This window comes from Azospirillum terrae (genome assembly GCF_053470425.1).
Genome location: NZ_JBPXMR010000004.1, coordinates 184,962 through 205,359 on the forward strand (window position 1 = coordinate 184,962; position 20,398 = coordinate 205,359).

Genomic DNA, 20,398 nt, shown 5'->3' on the forward strand with positions numbered 1-20,398 from the left:
ATCCTTTGGATCCGCTGAGAGCCCCGCGCACACGTGTGCGCGAAGGCAAGGCCCCGGATGGGGCCGCCTGCCGCCTGAGGGAAAAGATAAAAATACCCGTCTTATTCAAATTCCTGAAGCGGTGTCGGGCTCTGCTCCAGCAGCGTGCCGAGCATCGCCAGCGTCGCCTCGATCTTGGTGCGGGTGGCGTCCAGTTCGTCGGCGGTTTTGTCGTCGATGCCCGCTTCGAAGAGCATCATGTCGAAATAGCCCAGCACTTCGTTGAAGGACGCCTGCTCCGACGTCAGCACGTCGAAGGCGCCCAGCGAGTGGGTCAGCGCGAGGGGCGGGTCGCTGACGAAGGCGTGGCTGATGTCGGTGAAGGACGCCAACTCGTTGAGTTTCTGGCGCACCAGCCACTGTGCGAAGTTGGGTGGCAGCAGGTCACCACTCTCCGCGATCCGTTCCTGGATGGAGAACATCAGGCCCTGGATCTCGCGGTGCTTGTTGCGGATCTCGCGGAACTGCGGAAAGGTCTTGGGCGGCGGGCCGTTGCGCCGCTTGCCCATCTCAACGATATCGCCCTGGAGCTTGCGCGCCATCTGCTTGACGATGTGCGCCGCCCGCGGATCCGCGGGCATCTTCTCCGCCATTGGGAACCTCTTGCCACCCCAGCGTCTTCACCTTGTCATACTCCGAAGAGCAAACAATGTGGAGGCGCAAAACCGCGCAGGGTCGGCCGCCCGCGCGGATTCACCATGGGGCTGCTCAGCGCGCCAGCGCCTCGGCGATCATCGGCGCCAGCGGCAGCGCGTTGGAGGGATGAGGGACGCCGTCGCAGGACTGCACGCTGTCGATCCCTTCGGCCGGGAAACGGGCCGCCGTCTCCGGCGTGAACAGGGCGTGCACCGCCATCACGCGCACCGAGCCGGCACCCTGCGCGCGGGCGGCGCGGGCGCAGGAGAAGATCGTCTCGCCGGAGCTGATGACGTCGTCGACGATCACCACCGGCCGACCGCGCAGGTCCGCCGTCTCGGGCAGCACCACCGTCACGTCGCGGTCGCCCCGCCGTTCCTTGCGGCCGCAGGTCCACGACACGCCGAGGCCGCGCGCCGTTGCCTCGATCAGCGGTTCGGCCTCCTCGTCGGGGCCGACGATCACCGTGTCCGCGTCGATGCCGCGCAACGCCGCGGCGATCACCGGGGCGCCGGACAGAGCGTCGGTGCGGCGGCCGGGAAACACCTCGTCCAACTGGCCGGTGCGGTGCAGGTGCGGCTCGACGCAGAGGATGCGGTCGAAGTGCTGGGCCAGCCACGCGCCGACCACCTTCTGGCTGACCGGCTCGCCGGGTCGGAACACCGCGTCCTGGCGCATGTAGGCCATGTAGGGCGCCACCAGGCACAGCTCCGTGGCCCCCTCGCGCCGCAGCGCCGAGGCGGCCAGCACCAGCTCGATCAGCTTGTCGTTCGGCCGGTCCAGCGAGCGGTAGAGGATGGCGCGTTCCATGCGCTCCGGCACGCGCACGAGGCTCTCGCCATCGGGAAAACGGTGCAGTTCGGCGATGGCGCAGGGCACGCCCAGCACGTCGGCCAGCCGCCGCGCCCCGTCCGCCGATTCCGGGAAACCGTAGACGCCGGTGTAGCGGCTCATCGGCGGGGTGTAGTTCAGGGTCGACATGATGGGCTCGGTTGCCGAAACGATGGGCAGCTTGGCGCAGGCGTCCGGTGGCGGTCAAGGGAGGCGGGGCTATCTCACCAGCCCGAACGTTTCCACCCCTGCAGGATCTTCTGGTAATTCCCGCGCTCGAACGCCGCCGGGTCGGGGCAGTGCAGCAGGTTCATGCTGCCCTGCGCCTGGGCCAGGGATTCGTACTCGTGCTCCTCCAGCCAGCGCGTGAGATCGTCGCGCATCGTCTTCAGATGCTCCGGCCCGTGCTGGAGCAACGCCGAGACCACCTGCACGGCGTGCGCCCCGGCCATCACCGCCTTCAGCGCATCCACCGCCGTGTGCACCCCGCCGGACGCGGCCAGCGACGGTGTGACCCGCCCGGACAGCGCCGCCAGCCAGCGCAACCGCAGGCGCAGCTCGTGCGACCGGGACAGCTCCAGCGTCGGCACCGCCTCCAGCGACTCCACGTCGATGTCCGGCTGGTAGAAGCGGTTGAACAGCACCAGCCCGTTCACCCCCTCCCCCGCCAGGCGCTTGACCAGCGCCGGCAGCGCGGTGACGGTCGGCGACAGCTTGACCGCCAGCGGAATGCTGACCGCCGCGCGGACCATCCGCACCAGCTCGACCAGCCGGTCCTCGATGCCCTGCGCCGTCACCTCCGGGTCGAGCGCCATGAAGTAGACATTCAGCTCCAGCGCGTCCGCCCCAGCGTCCTCGATCAGGCTGGCGTGGCGGGTCCAGCCGGCGGGCGTCACGCCGTTCAGGGACGCGATCACCGGCACCGCCACGGCTTCCTTGATGCGGGCAATCTGCCCCAGATACGCTTCCGGCCCCAGGGCGTAGCGGTCCAGCGGCGGGAAGAAGCCGCGCGCCTCGGGGGTGAGGAAGTCCGTGCTCTCGCGCGCCTCCAGCGCGCTCATCTGCAAGCCGGTGATCTGCTCCTCGAACAGCGAGTGCATGACGATGGCGCTGGCCCCGGCATCCTCCAGCCGGCGCACCACGTCCATGTCGTCCACCAGCGGCGAGGCGCCGGGCATCAGCGGATGGGCCAGCGTCAGGCCCATGTAGTCGGTCGTCAAATCCATGGCCGTTCCTCCGCCTTAGTCGTTGTCGCCGACGTCTTCGCCGGGCAGCGGTTCGAAGAAGCCCGCCATGTGCTGGTAGAGGTCGTATTTCAGGTGGTTGTTGGCCTCGGCCCGCTTCAGCAGCTCGCGGAAGCGCTCTGGATCGTCGCGCTCGACGACCTGGAAGCGCGCCTCGCCGGCCATGAAGTCGCCAAGCTTGACCTTGGGCGGCCCGCTGTCCAGCTCCAGCGGCGCCTCGCCGGTGTTGAGCCGGCGCGGGTCGTGGCGGTAGAGCGGCCAGTGCCCGCTGTCCACCGCCAGCTTCTGCTGTTTCAGCCCGTGCGCCATGTCGTAGCCGTGCGCGATGCAGTGGCTGTAGGCGATGATCAGCGACGGCCCCTTGTGGCTCTCCGCCTCGGCGAAGGCGGCCAGCGTCTGCGAGTCCTTGGCGCCGAATGCCACCTGCGCCACGTAGACGTGCTCGTAGGCCATGGCGATGAGCCCCAGGTCCTTCTTGGCGACCGAGCGCCCGGCCATGGCGAACTTGGCGGACGCGCCGATGGGCGTCGCCTTGGACTGCTGACCGCCGGTGTTGGAGTACACCTCGGTGTCCATGACCAGGATGTTGACGTCGCGGTCCGACGCCAGCACGTGATCCAACCCGCCATAGCCGATGTCGTAGGCCCAGCCGTCGCCGCCGACGATCCACACGCTCTTGCGCACGAGGTAGTCGGCGAACTCCTCCAGCCGCCGCGCCAGCGGGTCGTCGATGGCCGGCAGGCGCGCCTTCAGTTCGGCGACGCGGGCGCGCTGGGCGGCGATGCCGGCCTCGTCGGCCATGTCCGCCGACAGCAGCGCGGTGACCAGAGCGGGGTCCAGGTCGCCGGCCAACTCGGCCAGCAGGTCGCGCGCCTGCTCGCCCATCTGGTCGATGGCGACGCGCATGCCCAAGCCGAACTCGGCGTTGTCCTCGAACAGCGAGTTGGCCCAGGCCGGCCCGCGCCCCTCGGCGTTGGTCGTGTAGGGCGTGGTCGGCAAATTGCCGCCGTAGATCGACGAGCACCCCGTGGCGTTGGCGATCACCGCCCGGTCGCCGAACAGTTGGGTCAGCAGCTTGACGTACGGCGTCTCGCCGCAGCCGGCGCAGGCGCCGGAGAACTCGAACAGCGGCTCGAACAGCTGGGTGTGCTTGACGGTCAGCGGCACCTGCTCGCGCGGCGCCTCGGGCAGCGTCAGGAAATAGTCGAAGGCGGCCTGCTCGGCGTGCAGTTCCTCGATGGGGCGCATCTCCAGCGCCTTGCGCCGCGGGTTGGCCTTGTCCTTGGCCGGGCAGACCTCGACGCACAGCGTGCAGCCCGTGCAGTCGGCCGGCGACACCTGCAAGCGGTACCGCGCCTCCCCGAATTCATTGCCCTTGTATGCCAGCGTGGTGAAGTCCTCCGGCGCTTGCGCCAGCGCCGATTCCGGCACCGCCTTGACGCGGATGACGCCGTGCGGGCAGACCATCGCGCACTTGTTGCACTGGATGCACAGCTCGGCGTGCCAAGCCGGCACCTCCAGCGCGATGCTGCGCTTCTCGTACTTGGCGGTGCCCGTGGGCCACGTGCCGTCCACCGGGAAGGCACTCACCGGCAGCTTGTCGCCGTGGCCGGCGATGATGACGCCGGAGACGCGCTTGACGAAGTCCGGCGCGTGGTCGGGCACCAGCGCCGGGCGGCCGTGGCTGGCGGTGACGCGCTCGGGCAGGTCGATGCGGCGCAGGTGGGCGAGCGCTTGATCCACCGCGGCGAAGTTGCGCTTCACCGCCTCCTCGCTGCGCCGGCCGTAGGTCTTCTGGATGGCGCCCTTGATGTCGTCGATCGCCTCGTCCTGCGGCATCACCTTGGCGAGCGCGAAGAAGCACGTCTGCATGATGGTGTTGATGCGCCGGCCCATGCCAGCCTCGCGCGCCACCGCGTTGGCGTCCACCGTGTAGAGGGCGACCTTCTTGTCGATGCACGCCCGCTGCGCCTCGTGCGGCAGCTTGGCCCACACCTCCTCGGGCGTGCCGACCGCGTTCAGCAGAACTGTGGCGCCGGGGGCGGCGATCTCCAGCACCTCCATGCGCTCCATCAGCGGGAAATGGTGGCAGGCGACGAACTGCGCCTGACGGATCAGGTACGGCGCCCGGATCGGCCTGTGCGAGAAGCGCAGGTGCGACACCGTGGTCGAGCCGGACTTGCGGCTGTCGTAGACGAAGTACGCCTGGGCGTGCTGGCCGGTGTGGCCCTGGATGATCTTGATGGAGTTCTTGTTGGCGCCCACCGTGCCGTCGGCACCCAGGCCGAAGAACACCGCGCGCTGGACCTCGTCGCCCTCGGTGTCGAAATCCGGGTCCCAGGGGATCGAGGTGTGCGTCACGTCGTCGACGATGCCCACCGTGAAGCGGCGCTTCGGCCGGTCGCGCGACAACTCGTCGAACACGCCCTTGACCATGGCGGGCGTGAACTCCTTGGACGACAGGCCATAGCGGCCGGCCACCACCAGCGGATCGGCATGCAGGCTGCCCGCCGCCCGCGCCTCGGCCAGCGCCGCGACCACGTCGAGGTACAGCGGATCGCCGACGGCGCCTGGCTCCTTGGTGCGGTCGAGCACGGCGATGCGCTGCACCGTCTCCGGCAGCGCCATGACGAACTCGGCGATGGAGAACGGCCGGTAGAGGCGCACGATCAGGCAGCCCACCCGCTCGCCCTTGCCGGCGAGGTAGGCCGCCGTCTCGGCGCAGGTCTCGGCGCCCGAGCCCATGGCAATCACCACGCGCTCGGCCTGCGGGTGGCCGACGTAGTCGTACAGGTGGTAGGTGCGGCCGGTGCGCGCGGCCAGCCGGTCCATCATCTCCTGCACCGTTGCCGGGCAGGCCTCGTAATAGCGGTTGCCGGCCTCGCGGGCCTGGAAGAACACGTCCGGGTTCTGCGCCGTGCCGCGCAGCACGGGGCGGTCGGGGGTGAGCCCGCGGTGCCGGTGCGCGCTCACCGCGCCGTCGTCCAGCAGCGCGCGGATGTCCGAATCGTCCAGCGTCTCGACCCGGTTCACCTCGTGCGAGGTGCGGAATCCATCGAAGAAGTGCAGGAACGGCACGCGGCTCGCCAGCGTCGCCGCGTGCGCCACCAGCGCCATGTCGTGCGCCTCCTGCACGTTGGCCGATGCCAGCATGGCGAATCCGGTCTGCCGGCAGGCCATGACGTCGGAGTGATCGCCGAAGATCGACAGCGCGTGCGTCGCCAGCGTGCGCGCCGCCACGTGCATGCAGAACGGCGTCAGCTCGCCGGCGATCTTGTACATGTTGGGGATCATCAGCAGCAGGCCCTGCGACGCCGTGAACGTCGTCGCCAGAGCGCCGGCCTGGAGCGCACCGTGCACGGCACCGGCCGCACCGCCCTCCGACTGCATCTCGATGACCTGGGGAATGGCGCCCCAGACGTTGGTTTTGCGCTGCGCCGACCACTCGTCCGACAGCTCGCCCATGGGCGAGGACGGGGTGATCGGGTAGATGGCGATGACCTCACTGGCCCGGTAGGCCACCGACGCGGCGGCCTCGTTGCCGTCCATGATGGTGACGGAAGACTTCGGCATGGCGCTTCTCTCATCAGGCGGTGCGTGCCCGGTGAGTGTGAGCCCGGCCGTGGGCCGTTTGCTATGACCGATGTCAGTTCCTGTGCTGCGGCGTATGGCAGCAGGATGAGGGTGCTACGCCCCCCGCTTCGCCGTCGCCGCGAGGTACTGCGCCGTCGCCCGCAGCAGGAATTCCGCCACCGCCAGATCACCGACCTCGCGGTCGGGGCCGCCCAGGCGCTGGTCGCCCTCGGCGTGGACCAGGGCGGCGGCGATCACCTCGGCGGTGATCCAGGCGGGGCGGTCGTCCTCGGGCACCTCGTCCAGACGCTCCATCAGGTCGCCGCAGGCGGTCTCGATGTCGGCGAGGCTCGGGCGCTCCGCCGTCAGGTAGGCCACCTCGCCGTCCGGCGTCTCGGCGCCGTGATAGGCGCGCGCCAGCAGCGCCGTCTCGATGGCTTGGCGGAAGATGGTGCTGCGCGGCCGGGTGCGGCGGCGCAGGCGCAGCGCCATCATGGTGAAGAGCTGCGCCACAGGCTCCGCCCGATCGGGCGGCACCTCGTCGAGGATGTCGAGGATCTCGGCGGTGACGGCGTTCCGCGCCGGCTGGCCGGGCCGCTGCACCGAGGTGGCGAAGACCGCGATCAGCGTGCGCAGCGCGTCCACCTGTTCGTCGGGCGTGATACGGCCGAGGTCCCCGGGATCGAACATCGAGCGCTCTCCAGAAGTGAGGTCCTTCCCTTGATCTGGGGCGCCGTAAGGTCCGCGGGAAGCTCCCCCGTCCGTCCGCGCAGGTTGCGTTCTTCCACAGGCTTTTCCGTGTTATTACCACTGGGCAGACGTTTCGGAGCGCCCCCCATGGCCACCGCCATCTACGCCGCCAGCCTCGACCCGGTCACCCGAGGGCACCTGTGGATGATCCAGCAGGGCGCGCGGCTGTTCGACCGGGTGATCGTCGCCATCGGCGTCAACCCCGGCAAGACGCCGACCTTCCCGCTGGAACAGCGCCTGGAACTGACCCGCACCAGCATTGCCGAGGCGGGCCTAAACGGGCACATCGAGGTGGACAGCTTCGAGCGCCTGTTCCTGGTGGACTTCGCCCGCAAGCGCGGCGCCGACATCCTGCTGCGCGGCATCCGCAGCGAGTCGGACTTCACCTACGAGATGATGATGCGCCACGTGAACGGCGATCTGGCGCCTGAGATGCTGACGGTCGCGCTGATGCCGCCGCGGGAGCTGCGCGAAGTCAGCTCCAGCTTCGTGCGCGGTCTGGTCGGACACGTCGGCTGGGAAAAGGTGGTCGGCCGCTACGTCACCCCCGCGGTGCTGGCGGCCATGCAGGACCGCTACGCCGCGAGGCTGACGCCGCCCGGCTGAGGCTCCTCAGTTTCCTCCCGGTTCGCCGGTGGTGCGCTTGCCGGCGTTGCCCGACAGCGTGCCGGGCGACAGGCTCGGCGGGTTGTTGCTCGGCTCGATCGGCATGCCGGCGCCCGGCCGGTTGGCGGTCCCGCGGCGATTCTGCGGCTGCACCCCGAAGGCGGGGTCGTCGCTGGTGCCGTACATGGTGGTGTTGCCGCCGTCCGGCCAACTGGCGCCGGCGGAGCCGAGCCGGCTGCTGCTGATGCAGTTGGGGTCCATGTTGCCCGGCTGGCAGGCACCGTCTATGCGCCCGAACCCAGCGCTTCCGGCGTTGGTGACAGGCCTTCCCGAAGTGTCCTGGACACAGCCCGCAACGGCGAACAGCGCCATCAGGGACATACCGGCCATCAGCGTGCGATGCATGGCGTCTGCCGTCCTTCCCGCCGGTCGGGCGGGCGGAATTGCCCCGCTTGCGCCGGCCCACGGCGAAGAAACAGCGGACGCGGGACTTTGTTGCCTGGGCGCTTAGCTCGGGCGCTTGGCCTGGGCGCTGACGCGCGCCTGCCGGTCGCGGGCAGCGGGCGGCCATGTGCTTTTGATGTAGGCAAGCACGGCGACGATCTCGCGCTCGCTCAGCGTGCCCTTGAACGCCGGCATGTCGCTGACGTAATCGGCCGGCGCGAACGGTGCCATGCCCTCGCTCACCATGGCGATGAGCTGGTCGTCGGAATGGTGCCAGGTGTGCCCCTCGGCATCGTGCGGCGGGGCCGGCAGGCGGCCATCGGGCCGGCGCTCGCGCCAATTGGGCTGCCCCTCCAGTTTGGCGCCGTGGCACGATGCGCAGTGCTGGGCATAGACCAGCTTGCCGAGCGCCACCAGCGGCGCGTTGCCGGCGTCCGGCCGCAGTTGCTCGCTCGGTTCGCTCACCACCAGGGCGTACAGCAGCGCCGCCATCGCGGCGATCCCCAGCAACCAGACGCTGACGCGCAACCCCATCCAGGCACTCCCGCTCACGCGCACCGGAATCTCGACACGAGGCGGGCGGCGCGTCTAGGCTCCTAGCAGATTTGTCCCCGGGGAGGGAACCGATGAGCACAGTGGTCGCGTCCGCTGCCTACCACGACGGACGGCGCGTCGCCGACGTTCCGGTTGAAGAGGCAGGGGCCTGGGCGGAACGCGACGACCACTTCGTCTGGGTCGGCCTGCTGGAACCGGACGAGGCGCTGCTGCGTCAGGTGCAGCAGCAATTCGGCCTGCACGAGTTGGCCATCGAGGACGCGCTGCACGCCCACCAGCGCCCGAAGATCGAGGTCTACGGCGACGCCGTCTTCCTGGTGCTGCGCACCGCGCGGCTGACCGACGGGCGCATCCATTTCGGCGAGACGCACGTCTTCGCCGGACGCGGCTATGTGGTGACGGTGCGGCACGGCGCGTCGGCAACCTATTCGCCGGTGCGCGCGCGGTGCGAGAGCGCGCCGGATCTGCTGCGCCACGGCGTGGACTTCGTGCTCTACGCCATCATGGACTATGTGGTGGACTGCTACTTCCCGGTGTTGGACGCGCTGGAGGAGGACGTGTCGAAGCTGGAGCAGCGCCTGCTGCACCGCCCACCGACGCCCGCCGAGGTGGCGCGCATCGCCCAGGTCCGCCGCGACCTGGAGCGCCTGCGTCGCGCCTCCTCGCCGATGATGGAGGTGTGCTCGCGCCTGGAGCGCTTCCCGCTGCCGATGATCGACGAGGAGATGCACCCGTATTTCCGCGACGTCTACGACCACGTGATCCGGGCGAACGAGGCGGTGGTGTCCTTGCGCGAGCTGCTGTCCTTCGCCTTCGAGGCCAGCATGATGCTGGCCTCGGCGCGGCAGAACGACGTGACGCGCAAGCTGGCGGCCTGGGCCGCCATCCTCGCCGTGCCGACCGCGGTGGCGGGCATCTACGGCATGAACTTCAAGAACATGCCCGAACTGGAGTGGACCTACGGCTACCCCGCCGCGCTGTCGGCCATCGTGGCGGCGTGCGTGTTCCTGTACTGGCGCTTCAAGCGGACGGGGTGGTTGTAGTGTATTGATGGGTGATCGTATGTCGCCAACCGCCGGTACCGGAGCCGCCATGACCAACCCCACTACCCCCGACGCCGCGCTGCGCGCGCTGCTGGAGACCTACCTGCGCTGCCCGGTCCAGCCGGTGCTGGCCGAGTTGGAGCAAGCCCTGCGCGCCTATCAGACGGAGTGGATCCGCGCCCGCGCCGGTGGCGACGCCCCTCCCCTCGCCGAACCAGCCCCTGCCCCCAGGGCCAAGGCGAAGTTCAAGGTGGACGGCGCCGAACGCGCGGTGCTGGAGCGCCTCGCCGAAGGCTGGGTGCCGACCACCGCCGAGGTGCCGCGCTGGGCGTGGCTGGAAGACCGCGAACTGGTCACGCTGGAGCCCAATCCCGCCGGCTCAGGCCCCGAAGTGCTGCGCATCGCCGACGAGGGCTGGCGCGTCCTTGGCCGCAACCCGCCGGCCTGAAGGGACAGCCGCTCTACAGCGCACCGTTCGCGATGCGGGCATGGGCCGGGCGCAGGGCGAGCACCCCAGCCGGAAGATGCGCCTGCATCCATGCCTGCAAGGCCTCGGCCCGCCGCACCAAGACGATCCCAAGCGCGATGATGGCCACCCCGATCAGCGACAGGGCGAAGGGGAACAGCAGCGAATCGCGGAAGACCGTCTCGGCCAGATGGCCCAGGTAAAACGACACGCCCAACGCACCGAACACTGCGTAGGCGCGCCGGTTGAGGAACACCGAAAGCGCGACGAGCCCGGCGTTGATGACGGCGTAGAGCGCGCGCCCGATCTCGCTGCCGCTGTCGAGGCTCGACAGGCCGCCCCAGAACGACATCAGGCCGAAGAGGTGGAGCCAGAACGCAAAGTCCTTCTTGGCCCGGACATCGACGACCCACGCGACAGCCAGAACGCCAAGCCCGAACACCAGTGTGACCTGACGAAAATACTCCCACTCGCCGTGCGCCCCGCCCGTCACCCAATGGGCGAAGTCCATCGACAGGAACCACAGCGCCACCGCCACCGGCATGACGAGGAACGGGAAGCGGACCCAGCACAGCGCCGCGATCCCGGCGGCGATGGTCGCCAGATCCATGGGCACCCAACTCTGCTTGACCCAGATGTAGAAGTCACGATAGGCGCCGGGTGGCTTGTCCTCCCACCAGCCCAGCAGATCCTGCACCGCGAAGGTGGCGAGCGGCGCCATCGTCACGGCCACGGCGACGAGCAGCCCGCCCAGGATTTCGAACGGCGCCGGCCGCCGCCACAGCGCCGCCCCGACTCCGGCAAACCCCGCGGCATAGACCAGCGCCGTCGCCAGCAGGAAGCCGCTGCCGAAGCTTGCGAAACCGATGGTGGAGAACAGGCCCATGGCGCCGATGATGACCAGCGCACCGGCGTACCAGAGGACCGACACCAGACCGAATCGCGGGCCGCCCGCTTCGGTGCTGCGTGCTTCCAGGAAACGTTGCAGCGCGTCCGTCTGCTCCGGCGTGATGATGCCCGCGTCGGCCGCGGCCCGAAGATCGTCCTGCGTGACCTGCAACGCCGCCCCTCCCAACAGGGGTCAGGGGACGGGGGCGCCGCCCCCGTCCGCCGTCACCTTACTTCGGCAGCTTGCCGACGACGCCCTCGACGAAATAGTCCATCTTGAGGATCTGCTCGTCGCTGGCGTGCTTGCCGGCCGGGATGACCTCCTTGCCGGACTGGTCCTTGATCGGGCCGGTGAAGGAGTGCCGGGCACCCGACATGATGTCGGCCTTGGTCTTGTCGGCCAGCGCCACCACGTCCGCCGGGATCGCCGGGTTGTAGGGCGCCAGATGCAGCATCTCGTCCTTCAGGCCGCCCCAGGTGTCTTCCGACTTCCAGGTGCCGTCGAGGACCATCTTGGTGCGCTTGATGTAGTAGCCGCCCCAATCGTCGACGATGGCGGTCAGGTGCGCCTTCGGGCCGAAGCGGGTCATGTCCGACGACTGGCCGACGGCGAACAGGCCGCGCTCCTCGGCGGCCTGGATCGGCGCCGGGCTGTCGGTGTGCTGGACGATGATGTCGGCGCCCTGGTCGATCAGCGCCTTGGCGGCCTCGGCCTCCTTGGGCGGGTCGTACCAGGAATTCACCCAGACCACGCGCACCTCGGCCTTCGGATTGACCTCGCGCAGCGCCAGCGTCATGGCGTTGATGCCGCTGACCACCTCGGGGATCGGGAAGGAGGCGACGTAGCCGATGATGTTCGACTTGGTCAGCTTGCCGACGATCTGGCCGACGATGGTGCGGCCCTCGTAGAAGCGCGCCGAGTAGGTGGCGAGGTTGGCCGTGCGCTTGTAGCCCGTCGCGTGCTCGAACTTCACGTCGGGATAGCGCTGCGCCACCTTCAGCGTCGGGTTCATGAACCCGAACGAGGTGGTGAAGATCAGCTTGTGGCCCTGGGCGGCCAGCTGCTCGATGACGCGCTCGGCGTCGGCGCCTTCCGGCACGTTCTCGACGTAGGTCGTGGTGACCTTGTCGCCCAGCGCCTTCTCCAACTGGAGGCGGCCCTGGTCGTGCTGGTAGGAATAGCCGTGGTCGCTGATCGGGCCGACATAGACGAAGCCGACCTTCAGCTTGTCCTGCGCCATCGCCCCACCGGCGCCCACCGCCAACGCCACCGCGGCGCCCGCGAGGCTGAGGAGCGCCTTGCCCATGGTCCTTCTGTTCACGTGAGTGCTCCCTGTTTGTCGTTAAAGAACTGGCCACCCGTCAGGCGTCCGGGTGGAACACCTTGCCGAGGCAGGCCGGCGCGTTCAGCCGGATGCGGGCGACGTCTCGCGAGATCATCACCAGGACCAGAACGGTAGCCAGATACGGCAGCATCGACAAGAGCTGCGGTGGCACCGCGAAGCCATGCCCCTGGATGTGCAGCTGGGCGATGGTGACGCCGCCGAACAGCCACGCACCGAGCAGCACGCGCCCCGGCTTCCAGGTGGCGAAGACCACCAGCGCCAGCGCGATCCAACCGCGTCCGGCGGTCATGTTCTCGGCCCACATGGGCGTGTAGTCCAGCGACAGGTAGGCCCCGGCGATGCCGCTCATGGCGCCGCCGAACAGCACCGCCAGGAAGCGGATGCGCACCACCTTGTAGCCCAGCGCGTGGGCCGCCGCGTGGTTCTCGCCGACCGCCCGCAGGATCAGCCCGGCGCGCGTCGAGAACAGGAACCAGTGCACCGCCGGCACCATCGCCAGCCCCAGATACACCAGCGCATCCTGCCCGAACAGCGCCGGCCCGATCAGCGGCAGGTCGGTGAGGCCCGGGATGCGCAGTTCCGGCACGTCCTGGATGGGCCGGCCGACATAGCCCTGCCCGACCAGCGCCGACAACCCGACGCCGAACAGCGTCAGCGCCAGCCCGGTCGCCACCTGATTGGCGAGCAGCCCCAGCGTCAGCACGCCGAACAGCGCCCCCATCGCCAGCCCGGCCGCCGCCGCCGCCAGGAAGCCCAGGGTCGAGCTGCCGGTGGTCGCCGTCACCATGAAGCCGATCACCGCGCCGGCCAGCATCATCCCCTCGACGCCGAGGTTCAGCACGCCCGACTTCTCCACCACCAGTTCGCCCAGCCCTGCGAACAGCAGCGGCGTGGCGGCGGTCAGCATGGCCGCCAGCACGGGGCCGAGGAAGGCCACGAATTCCATCAGGCGACCCTCCGCACGGCGCCGACGCGCACGCGGTAGCGGATCAGCACGTCGCAGGCGAGCAGGAAGAAGAGCAGCATGCCCTGGAACACCCCGGTGATGGCCTTGGGCAGGCCCAGCGCGATCTGCGCCGCCTCGCCGCCGATGAACGAAAGCGCCATGAGCAGCCCGGCCAGCAGGATTCCCACCGGGTGCAGCCGGCCGAGGAAGGCGACGATGATCGCCGTGAAGCCGTAGCCGGGGGAGATCGACGGCGTGATCTGACCGATCGGCCCCGCCACTTCGCCCAAGCCCGCCAGCCCGGCCAGCCCGCCCGACAGCAGCAGCGTCAGCCAGACGATGCGCTTCTGGTTGAAGCCGGCGTAGCCCGCCGCCGCCGGGGTCAGGCCGATGACGCGGATCTGGAAGCCGATGAAGGTGCGGCTCATCAGCACCCAGCCGCCGGCCACCGCCAGCAGCGCCAGCAGCGCCCCCAAATGCACGCGCGTCCCCTGGATCAGCAGCGGCATGGTCGATGTGGGCTCGAACATGCGCGACTCCGGGAAGGCGAAGCCCTCCGGGTCGCGGTAAGGGCCATTGATCAGGAAATTCAGCAGCAGGATCGCCACGTAGGTCAGCATCAGGCTGGTGAGGATCTCGCTGGCGTTGAAGCGCAGCTTCAGCCACGCGGGGATCGCCGCCCACGCCATGCCGCCCGCGATGCCGCCGAGGATCATCAGCGGCAGCAGCCACCAGCCGCCCTCGCCGTAGAACGCCAGCCCGATGCCGCCGCCGACGATGGCGCCCAGCGTCAATTGACCCTCGGCGCCGATGTTCCAGACGTTGGCGCGAAAGCCGATGGCGAGCCCGACGCCGATCAGCACCAGCGGGGTCGCCTTGATCACCAGCTCGCCGACGCCGCGCAGGCTGGTCAGCGGCTGGATGAAGAAGGCGTGCAACGCCTTCAGCGGGTCGAAGCCCAATGCCCAGAACAGCACGAAGCCGCTGGCGAGCGTCAGCAGAACCGCCAGGACCGGGGTGAGGTACACCATGGTCTGCGAGGACTGGCCGCGCGGTTCGAGACGAAGAAAGCTCATGCGCGGGGCTCCGCGATACCGGAAAGATCACGCAACACGGCCGACATCCTTCTCGTCCTCGCCAGGGCCGTCGAACAAGCCGCCCATGGCCAAACCGATCTGCTCGACGGTGGTCTGGTGCGTCGGGCTGGACGGCGACAGCCGGCCGTGGAACAGCACCGAAATGCGATCGCACAGCACGAACAGCTCGTCCAGATCCTGGCTGATCACCAGCACCGCGGCGCCGCTGCGCGCCAGATCGATGAGCGCCTGATGGATCGCCGCCGCCGCACCCGCATCGACGCCCCAGGTTGGCTGGCCGACGATCAGCAGCCGGGGGTTTTGCAGGATCTCGCGGCCGATGATGAACTTCTGCAAATTGCCGCCCGACAGCGAGCGCGCCTCGGCGCGGTGCCCGTGCGTGACCACGTTGAACAGGTCGATGATGCGCTCGGCGTAGGAGCGCGACCGGGCGAAATGCACCATGCCGCCGCGCACCAGCGGCTCGCGGGCGTAGCCGGACAGCAGCGCGTTCTCCGACAGGCTCAGCTCGGGCACCGCACCGCGGCCCAGCCGTTCCTCCGGCACGAAGGCAAGGCCCAGCTCGCGCCGGGCGCGGGGTCCGAGGTTGCCGACCGGGCGGCCTTCGATGCGCACCGCATCCTCGTCGCCGACCAGCGTCTCGCCGCTCAGCGCCGCCATCAGTTCGGCCTGACCGTTGCCGGCGACGCCGGCAATGCCCAGAATCTCGCCGGCGCGCACCTCCAGCGAGACGTCCTTCAGCTCGGTGGCGAAGGGCACGTCGGTGGTGGTGGACAGGTGGCGCACCTCCAGCCGCGGGGCGCCGGCCGCCACCTTCGCGACGCGGTCGGGGGTGGACAGCGAGGCGCCGATCATCATCTCGGCAAGGCCGCGCGCCGTCTCCTGCCGGGGATCGCAGGTCGCCACCACCTTGCCGCCGCGCAGCACCGTGGCGCGGTCGCAGATGGCGCGGATCTCCTCCAGCTTGTGCGAGATGTAGAGGATGGTGCAGCCCTCGGCCGCCAGCCGCTTCAGCGTCTCGAACAGCCGGCCGACCTCCTGCGGGGTCAGCACCGACGTCGGCTCGTCCATGATCAGCAGGCGCGGGTCCTGGAGCAGGCAGCGCACGATCTCGACGCGCTGGCGCTCGCCCACCGACAGGTCGAAGACGTGCCGCTCCGGGTCGAGCGCCAGGCCATAGCGTTCGGACACCGTGCGGATGCGGGTGGACAAATCCTTGAGGGCGCCCTTGTCCTCGATGCCCAGCGCGATGTTCTCGGCCACCGTCAGCGTGTCGAACAGCGAGAAGTGCTGGAACACCATGCCGATGCCCAGGGCGCGCGCGGCGTGCGGGTCGGCGATGGTGACCTCGCGGCCTTCCCAGCTCAGCGTGCCGGAGTCGGCGTGCAGCACGCCGTAGATGATCTTCACCAGCGTCGATTTGCCGGCGCCGTTCTCGCCCAGGAGGGCGTGGATCTCGCCGGGCAGCAGCGCCAGATCGACATGGTCGTTGGCGAGGCAGCCCGGAAAGCGCTTCGTGATGCCGCGAAGGTCGAGGCGGGGCGTCATCTGTGGAGCCAAGAGGCGGATTCCGGAAGGTCGAACCGGCGCACATGCGCCCATCGGACACCTAAGCGCGGCTGCCGCCCCCTCGTCAACTCCTCCAGAATGCGGAAGGTGCCGCCGTCCGCCGCGAAGCCCTTGCCCAAGCCCCCGCGACCGGCCAAGTTTGAGGCCTGAGACGGAGGACGGCATGGCGGAGACGATGGGATACGTGGTTCTGGAGCAACGCGGCGTGCTGGCGGTGACCGGCGAGGACCGCGAAGCCTTCCTGCAAGGATTGGTGTCCAACGACATGCGCGCGGTGTCGGCCGAGCGCGCCGTCTACACCCTGTTCCTGACGCCCCAGGGCAAGTACCTGCACGACTTCATGGTGGCATCGGACGGCACGGCGTTCCTGCTGGACGTCGAAGCGGCGCGGCGTGACGACCTTCTGCGCCGGCTGAAGATGTACAAGCTGCGCTCGAAGATCGCGCTGGAGGACCGCACGGCGACGCTGACGGTGGTGGCGCTGATCGGTCCGGGCGCGCTTGAACGGCTGGGCCTGCCGGCCGAGCCCGGCGCGGCCGTGCCGTTCGCCGGCGGCATCGCCTTCACCGACCCGCGCACGGCGGCATTGGGCGCGCGCGCCCTGCTGCCGGCCGGCACCGATCTTGAGGCGTTGGGCTTCAACCGCCTGCCCTTCGAGGCGTGGGACCGGCTGCGCCTGGAACTGGGCGTTCCAGACGGCAGCCGCGACATGGAGGTGGAGAAGGCGATCCCGCTGGAAAACAACCTGGACGCGCTGAACGCCATCTCCTGGGACAAGGGCTGCTACATGGGCCAGGAGCTGACGGCGCGCACGCGCTACCGGGCTCTGATCAAGAAGCGCCTTGTGCCGGTCGAGCTGGACGGCCCCCTGCCGGCCCCCGGCACGCCGGTCTGCTTGGGCGAGAAGGAGTCCGGAGAAATCCGAAGTGGATTGCAGAATCGGGCGCTGGCCATGCTGCGCCTGGAAGATCTTGACCGCGCCGAAAAAGAAGACCTCATGTTCAAGACCGACAACACCACGGTCGTGCCGCGCAAACCGTCATGAACGAGGGAGTTCCCATTACCCATTCGACCGATGTCTTCCCCGAAAGATATTTTAACGAGCGGGATTAGTTCGCTTCCTCCGGTGTTGTAGAGCTGCCATGGACAAGCCAGGGCAAAATGTGGAGGAGTGAACCATGCGCAAGGAACTGATCGCAGCCGTTTCGACGCTGGCCCTTATGACCGGCGCGGCCTTCGCCCAATCCAGCACCGGCGGCTCGACCGGCAGCGGTGGCACGACGACCAACTCGCCGACGATGCAGCGTGACAGCACGGGCGGCACGGCGGCGACCTCGCCGACCACGGCGCAGCACAGCGGTGCGGCCAGTTCGGCCGCGGGCCAGCAGACCCTCGCCAGCGCCGAAAAGCTGCTGGGCAAGAATGTCTACGGCAAGGACAACGAGAAGATCGGCGAGGTCGAGGACATCATCCTCGATCCGGCGTCCGGTCAGGCCAAGCAGCTCGTCCTGTCGTCGGGCGGTTTCCTCGGCATTGGCGAAAAGAAGGTCGCGGTCGACTTCAATCAGGCGAAGTGGAACGACGCGGACAACCGTCTGCAACTGTCGAGCCTGAGCCGCGACGACGTCAAGAACATGAGCGAGTTCAAGTACTCGGACAGCATGACGTCGCTGAACCGGAACCGCAACGGTGCCGTCAAGAACGACGCGACCACCGCGCCGGCCAACCGCAGCACCACCGGCACGACCAGCCCGGCGACCCCGCCGGTCAGCAGCCAGCCGAAGCAGTAATCCCTCCGCCCCAGGAAACCCCCGCGGCCATCCCCGCGGGGGTTTCTTCGTTCAAAGAGCCCCTACCCCGTCAACAACTCCACGAACCGCCGCGCCGCCTCGATGTCCCGGCGCAGGCCGGCGCGGCGGGTGGCGGACTCCGGGTCCTCGCCCCATTGCTCGATCTGGAAGCTCTCGTCCACCTGGGACGCCTCGAAGGCTTCCGTTGCGTCGATGCGGCGCTCGATCAGCGCCAGCGCCACGATCAGCGAGCCGCAGGAGTCCGTGGCGCTCTGCACGGCGCTCAGCATCCAGTCGTCGTAGGCATCCACGGCGTTGCGCAGCGCGCGGGTGGCGTCCTCGGGCTGCGGCTTCGGCATCAGGCCGGCGTGCACGTGCAAAGGCGCGTCGTAGCGCAGCGTCGCCCAGTCCAGCAGCGGCTGCCAGTGCCGCGCCTGCCGGTCCACCAGGGCGCGCGGGTGCTCGGCGCGGTAGCACAGCAGGTCGGTCTCGGCGTACTTGGCGACGCCATCGACGATGGACGCGCGGTTCTTCCCCACCACGTCCACCGCGGTGCTGGCGAGCTGCATCATCGGCATGGAGAGCGGGTGAATCTCCTCGACCTGCGCGTCCCATTCGGCGGCGACGGCGCGGGCCAGCGGCTCGGAGCGGAACACCAGCGGCGCTTTCGCCGGGCTGCGCACGGATCGGCCGTCCAGCCGCACGTCCCAGCCGCCGTCCACCGCCTCGACGCCCACGGTCTTGTAGAAACGCTTCATCTCGCCTCTGCTTCCAACAAATCGAGCACCGCCGCGGCGACGAGTCCGCCGCTGTGGACGATGCGGTCGGCGCCGGCCGCCGTCAGCTCCGGCACCTCGTGATAGCCCCAGGACACGCCGACCGACGCGATGCGGGCGTTGCGCGCCATCTGGATGTCGTAGGTGGTGTCGCCGATCATCACCGTGGACGCCGCCTCCACCCCGGTCTCCGACAGCGCGCGCAGCACCATCTCCGGGTGCGGCTTGCCGGGGCCGACGTCGGCGGTCTGCAAGGTGACGAAGCGGTCCGTCAGCCCGTGCCGCTCCAGCACCGACAGGAGGCCGCGCCGCGACTTCCCCGTCGCCACCCCCAGCAGCACGCCGGCCGCGTCCAGCGCGTCCAGCGTCTCGGCGATGCCGGGGAACAGCGGTTCCTCGACCGCGCCGCGCTGGCGGCGGGTGGCGAAGGCGTCCTTGTAGGACTCGGCGATGGCGATGTGGCGCTCGGTCTCCAGCGCCGGCAGCAGAGCCGCCACCGCCGGCACCAGCGACAGCCCGACGACGCGGCGCACCGCGTGCGCGTCCGGCTCGCCCAACCCATGGGCAAGCCACGCCTCCGTCATCGAATCGACGATGGCGTGCTGGCTGTCGACGAGCGTGCCGTCGCAGTCGAACAGGGCGAGACGGAGCGGTTTGGTCATGCGGGGCGGGTCGCGATCATGCGGACGGCGGGGGATACCACAGGTGGGATGCGCGCGGCGCTCCCTCAAGGTGCCTCATTCCACCTCGGCGAAGGGGTCGCCCTTCAGGTTGGCGCTGAAGTCGAGGTACTTCCAGGTCGCCTGCATGTGCTCGGGCAGCGGCGCCGTCACGTCGATGGGCTTGCCGGTGCGCGGGTGCGGGATGATCAGGCGGCGGGCGTGCAGGTGCAACTGCCGCGGCACCTCGGCACCCGGCAGGAAAGCGTCCTGCCCGGCGTACTTGCCGTCGCCGAGGATCGGCGTGCCGATGGCCGCCATGTGGACGCGCAGCTGGTGGGTGCGGCCGGTGCGCGGCCACAGCGCCACGAAGGCGGCCTGCTTGCCGGCGTTCTCCAGCACCGAATAGAAGGTGATCGCCTTCTTGCCCTCGTCCTCGTCGGTGGCGACGCGCTCGCCGTGCGACCCGCCCTCCTTGGCCAGGGCAAGGTCGATCTTGCCCTGATAGGGCTTCGGCACGCCGACGGTGACGGCCCAGTAGATCTTGCGGGCATCGCGGCCGCGGAACGTCTCGGCCAGACGGCTGGCGGCGAACACCGTGCGCGCCAGCATCAGAACGCCCGAGGTGTCCTTGTCCAGGCGATGCACCAGCCTGGGGCGCTCATTCGAGCCGAAGCGCAGCGCGTCCAGCATGGCGTCGAGGTGCTTAGACGTGCCGGTACCGCCCTGCACCGCCAGACCGGCGGGCTTGTCGATGGCGATCACGTCGTCGTCCTTGTAGAGCACGCGCGCCTGGAGGGCGGCGATCTCCTTGTCGCTGATCACCGGCGCCGGCTTGGCGCGCGAGGCGCCGAGCGCCTCGGTGGGGACACCCAGCGGCGGGACGCGGATCGCCTGACCGGCCTCCAGCCGGGTCGCGGCGTCGGCGCGCTTGCCATCGACGCGGACCTGCCCCGTGCGCAGCAGCTTCTGCAAGTGGCCGTGCCCGAGGTCCGGGAAATGCCGCTTGAACCAGCGGTCCAGGCGGATGTCCGCCTCGTCCGCCGAAACCGTCCGTGTCTCAACCGCGCTCATGGTGCTGCTCCGCTCGAAAACCGCGGCGGATTAGACAGAAGTCGCGCCCGCTTGTCACGCGGGCTG

20 protein-coding genes are annotated in these 20,398 nt (G+C 69.3%); 5 read left to right on the forward strand and 15 right to left on the reverse strand.

Annotated features, from left to right (window positions below; all coding sequences use genetic code 11):
* Positions 1–101: 101 nt before the first annotated feature.
* From ACSVDD_RS13285 to ACSVDD_RS13305, 5 genes are all read right to left on the reverse strand, one after another.
* Positions 102–620: a hypothetical protein gene (locus ACSVDD_RS13285; protein ID WP_448189841.1), complete on the reverse strand. Its 519-nt coding sequence runs from the start codon at positions 618–620 to the stop codon at positions 102–104.
* A 127-nt stretch (positions 621–747) separates the two neighbouring features.
* Positions 748–1,656, reverse strand: coding sequence for a ribose-phosphate diphosphokinase (locus ACSVDD_RS13290; protein ID WP_448189842.1), 909 nt, complete (start codon positions 1,654–1,656; stop codon positions 748–750).
* A 74-nt stretch (positions 1,657–1,730) separates the two neighbouring features.
* Entirely contained in the window at positions 1,731–2,732 is a 1,002-nt protein-coding gene (locus ACSVDD_RS13295; RefSeq protein WP_448189843.1) for a dihydroorotate dehydrogenase-like protein, read from the reverse strand.
* A gap of 15 nt (positions 2,733–2,747) precedes the next feature.
* On the reverse strand, positions 2,748–6,323 hold the full coding sequence (nifJ, locus tag ACSVDD_RS13300; protein ID WP_448189844.1) for a pyruvate:ferredoxin (flavodoxin) oxidoreductase: 3,576 nt from the start codon (positions 6,321–6,323) through the stop codon (positions 2,748–2,750).
* 114 nt (positions 6,324–6,437) lie between these two features.
* Positions 6,438–7,013, reverse strand: coding sequence for a hypothetical protein (locus tag ACSVDD_RS13305; protein ID WP_448189845.1), 576 nt, complete (start codon positions 7,011–7,013; stop codon positions 6,438–6,440).
* A 147-nt stretch (positions 7,014–7,160) separates the two neighbouring features.
* On the opposite strand from ACSVDD_RS13305, the gene coaD reads away from it, so the two are divergent.
* Positions 7,161–7,679 carry a pantetheine-phosphate adenylyltransferase gene (gene coaD / locus ACSVDD_RS13310; protein ID WP_448189846.1) on the forward strand — a complete coding sequence of 173 codons (519 nt, stop codon included), beginning with the start codon at positions 7,161–7,163 and terminating at the stop codon, positions 7,677–7,679.
* Positions 7,680–7,685: 6 nt separating this feature from the next.
* On the opposite strand, the gene ACSVDD_RS13315 is transcribed toward coaD, so the two are convergent.
* Together ACSVDD_RS13315 and ACSVDD_RS13320 are read right to left on the reverse strand one after the other, a co-directional pair.
* Complete coding sequence (locus ACSVDD_RS13315) at positions 7,686–8,084, reverse strand: hypothetical protein (protein ID WP_448189847.1); 399 nt, start codon at positions 8,082–8,084, stop codon at positions 7,686–7,688.
* Positions 8,085–8,186: 102 nt separating this feature from the next.
* The gene (locus tag ACSVDD_RS13320; RefSeq protein ID WP_448189848.1) at positions 8,187–8,657 is read right to left on the reverse strand and encodes a c-type cytochrome; all 471 of its coding nucleotides are present in this window, start codon (positions 8,655–8,657) and stop codon (positions 8,187–8,189) included.
* A 92-nt stretch (positions 8,658–8,749) separates the two neighbouring features.
* Between ACSVDD_RS13320 and corA the strand changes: the two genes are divergently transcribed.
* Positions 8,750–9,721, forward strand: a complete 972-nt coding sequence (gene corA / locus ACSVDD_RS13325) for a magnesium/cobalt transporter CorA (RefSeq protein WP_448189849.1) — start codon at positions 8,750–8,752, stop codon at positions 9,719–9,721.
* 49 nt (positions 9,722–9,770) lie between these two features.
* Positions 9,771–10,169: a hypothetical protein gene (locus ACSVDD_RS13330; protein ID WP_448189850.1), complete on the forward strand. Its 399-nt coding sequence runs from the start codon at positions 9,771–9,773 to the stop codon at positions 10,167–10,169.
* Between the two features lie 13 nt (positions 10,170–10,182).
* On the opposite strand, the gene ACSVDD_RS13335 is transcribed toward ACSVDD_RS13330, so the two are convergent.
* From ACSVDD_RS13335 to ACSVDD_RS13355, 5 genes are read right to left on the reverse strand one after another with little or no spacing between them, the layout of a single operon-like run.
* Positions 10,183–11,247 carry a hypothetical protein gene (locus tag ACSVDD_RS13335; protein ID WP_448189851.1) on the reverse strand — a complete coding sequence of 355 codons (1,065 nt, stop codon included), beginning with the start codon at positions 11,245–11,247 and terminating at the stop codon, positions 10,183–10,185.
* 58 nt (positions 11,248–11,305) lie between these two features.
* The gene (locus ACSVDD_RS13340) at positions 11,306–12,382 is read right to left on the reverse strand and encodes a BMP family ABC transporter substrate-binding protein (RefSeq protein ID WP_448190067.1); all 1,077 of its coding nucleotides are present in this window, start codon (positions 12,380–12,382) and stop codon (positions 11,306–11,308) included.
* A 55-nt stretch (positions 12,383–12,437) separates the two neighbouring features.
* On the reverse strand, positions 12,438–13,367 hold the full coding sequence (locus ACSVDD_RS13345) for an ABC transporter permease (protein ID WP_448189852.1): 930 nt from the start codon (positions 13,365–13,367) through the stop codon (positions 12,438–12,440).
* The gene (locus tag ACSVDD_RS13350) at positions 13,367–14,443 is read right to left on the reverse strand and encodes an ABC transporter permease (protein ID WP_448189853.1); all 1,077 of its coding nucleotides are present in this window, start codon (positions 14,441–14,443) and stop codon (positions 13,367–13,369) included. The genes ACSVDD_RS13345 and ACSVDD_RS13350 overlap by 1 nt, the downstream gene beginning before the upstream one ends.
* Positions 14,444–14,470: 27 nt before the next feature.
* Positions 14,471–16,012: an ABC transporter ATP-binding protein gene (locus ACSVDD_RS13355; RefSeq protein ID WP_448190068.1), complete on the reverse strand. Its 1,542-nt coding sequence runs from the start codon at positions 16,010–16,012 to the stop codon at positions 14,471–14,473.
* A gap of 184 nt (positions 16,013–16,196) precedes the next feature.
* Here ACSVDD_RS13355 and ygfZ point away from each other — a divergent pair, with 184 nt between their 5' ends.
* Complete coding sequence (gene ygfZ, locus ACSVDD_RS13360) at positions 16,197–17,078, forward strand: CAF17-like 4Fe-4S cluster assembly/insertion protein YgfZ (protein WP_448189854.1); 882 nt, start codon at positions 16,197–16,199, stop codon at positions 17,076–17,078.
* A 133-nt stretch (positions 17,079–17,211) separates the two neighbouring features.
* The gene (locus tag ACSVDD_RS13365) at positions 17,212–17,823 is read left to right on the forward strand and encodes a PRC-barrel domain-containing protein (RefSeq protein WP_448189855.1); all 612 of its coding nucleotides are present in this window, start codon (positions 17,212–17,214) and stop codon (positions 17,821–17,823) included.
* Between the two features lie 62 nt (positions 17,824–17,885).
* Here ACSVDD_RS13365 and ACSVDD_RS13370 read toward each other — a convergent pair whose 3' ends face one another.
* The 3 genes from ACSVDD_RS13370 to ACSVDD_RS13380 form a co-directional block, all read right to left on the reverse strand.
* The gene (locus tag ACSVDD_RS13370; RefSeq protein ID WP_448189856.1) at positions 17,886–18,581 is read right to left on the reverse strand and encodes an ATP12 family chaperone protein; all 696 of its coding nucleotides are present in this window, start codon (positions 18,579–18,581) and stop codon (positions 17,886–17,888) included.
* Complete coding sequence (locus ACSVDD_RS13375; protein WP_448189857.1) at positions 18,578–19,261, reverse strand: HAD-IA family hydrolase; 684 nt, start codon at positions 19,259–19,261, stop codon at positions 18,578–18,580. Before ACSVDD_RS13375 ends, ACSVDD_RS13370 begins: the two co-directional genes overlap by 4 nt.
* Positions 19,262–19,336: 75 nt before the next feature.
* A complete protein-coding gene (locus ACSVDD_RS13380; protein WP_448189858.1) occupies positions 19,337–20,332 on the reverse strand; it encodes an RluA family pseudouridine synthase in 996 nt (331 codons plus the stop codon).
* Positions 20,333–20,398 lie beyond the last annotated feature (66 nt).

Coding starts and splice junctions, on each gene's coding strand:
- ACSVDD_RS13285 (WP_448189841.1), bottom strand. CDS start 620: ATGCCCGCGGATCCGCGGGCGGCGCACATCGTCAAGCAGATGGCGCGC.
- ACSVDD_RS13290 (WP_448189842.1), bottom strand. CDS start 1,656: ATGTCGACCCTGAACTACACCCCGCCGATGAGCCGCTACACCGGCGTC.
- ACSVDD_RS13295 (WP_448189843.1), bottom strand. CDS start 2,732: ATGGATTTGACGACCGACTACATGGGCCTGACGCTGGCCCATCCGCTG.
- nifJ (WP_448189844.1), bottom strand. CDS start 6,323: ATGCCGAAGTCTTCCGTCACCATCATGGACGGCAACGAGGCCGCCGCG.
- ACSVDD_RS13305 (WP_448189845.1), bottom strand. CDS start 7,013: ATGTTCGATCCCGGGGACCTCGGCCGTATCACGCCCGACGAACAGGTG.
- coaD (WP_448189846.1), top strand. CDS start 7,161: ATGGCCACCGCCATCTACGCCGCCAGCCTCGACCCGGTCACCCGAGGG.
- ACSVDD_RS13315 (WP_448189847.1), bottom strand. CDS start 8,084: ATGCATCGCACGCTGATGGCCGGTATGTCCCTGATGGCGCTGTTCGCC.
- ACSVDD_RS13320 (WP_448189848.1), bottom strand. CDS start 8,657: ATGGGGTTGCGCGTCAGCGTCTGGTTGCTGGGGATCGCCGCGATGGCG.
- corA (WP_448189849.1), top strand. CDS start 8,750: ATGAGCACAGTGGTCGCGTCCGCTGCCTACCACGACGGACGGCGCGTC.
- ACSVDD_RS13330 (WP_448189850.1), top strand. CDS start 9,771: ATGACCAACCCCACTACCCCCGACGCCGCGCTGCGCGCGCTGCTGGAG.
- ACSVDD_RS13340 (WP_448190067.1), bottom strand. CDS start 12,382: ATGGGCAAGGCGCTCCTCAGCCTCGCGGGCGCCGCGGTGGCGTTGGCG.
- ACSVDD_RS13345 (WP_448189852.1), bottom strand. CDS start 13,367: ATGGAATTCGTGGCCTTCCTCGGCCCCGTGCTGGCGGCCATGCTGACC.
- ACSVDD_RS13350 (WP_448189853.1), bottom strand. CDS start 14,443: ATGAGCTTTCTTCGTCTCGAACCGCGCGGCCAGTCCTCGCAGACCATG.
- ACSVDD_RS13355 (WP_448190068.1), bottom strand. CDS start 16,012: ATGACGCCCCGCCTCGACCTTCGCGGCATCACGAAGCGCTTTCCGGGC.
- ygfZ (WP_448189854.1), top strand. CDS start 16,197: ATGGCGGAGACGATGGGATACGTGGTTCTGGAGCAACGCGGCGTGCTG.
- ACSVDD_RS13365 (WP_448189855.1), top strand. CDS start 17,212: ATGCGCAAGGAACTGATCGCAGCCGTTTCGACGCTGGCCCTTATGACC.
- ACSVDD_RS13370 (WP_448189856.1), bottom strand. CDS start 18,581: ATGAAGCGTTTCTACAAGACCGTGGGCGTCGAGGCGGTGGACGGCGGC.
- ACSVDD_RS13375 (WP_448189857.1), bottom strand. CDS start 19,261: ATGACCAAACCGCTCCGTCTCGCCCTGTTCGACTGCGACGGCACGCTC.
- ACSVDD_RS13380 (WP_448189858.1), bottom strand. CDS start 20,332: ATGAGCGCGGTTGAGACACGGACGGTTTCGGCGGACGAGGCGGACATC.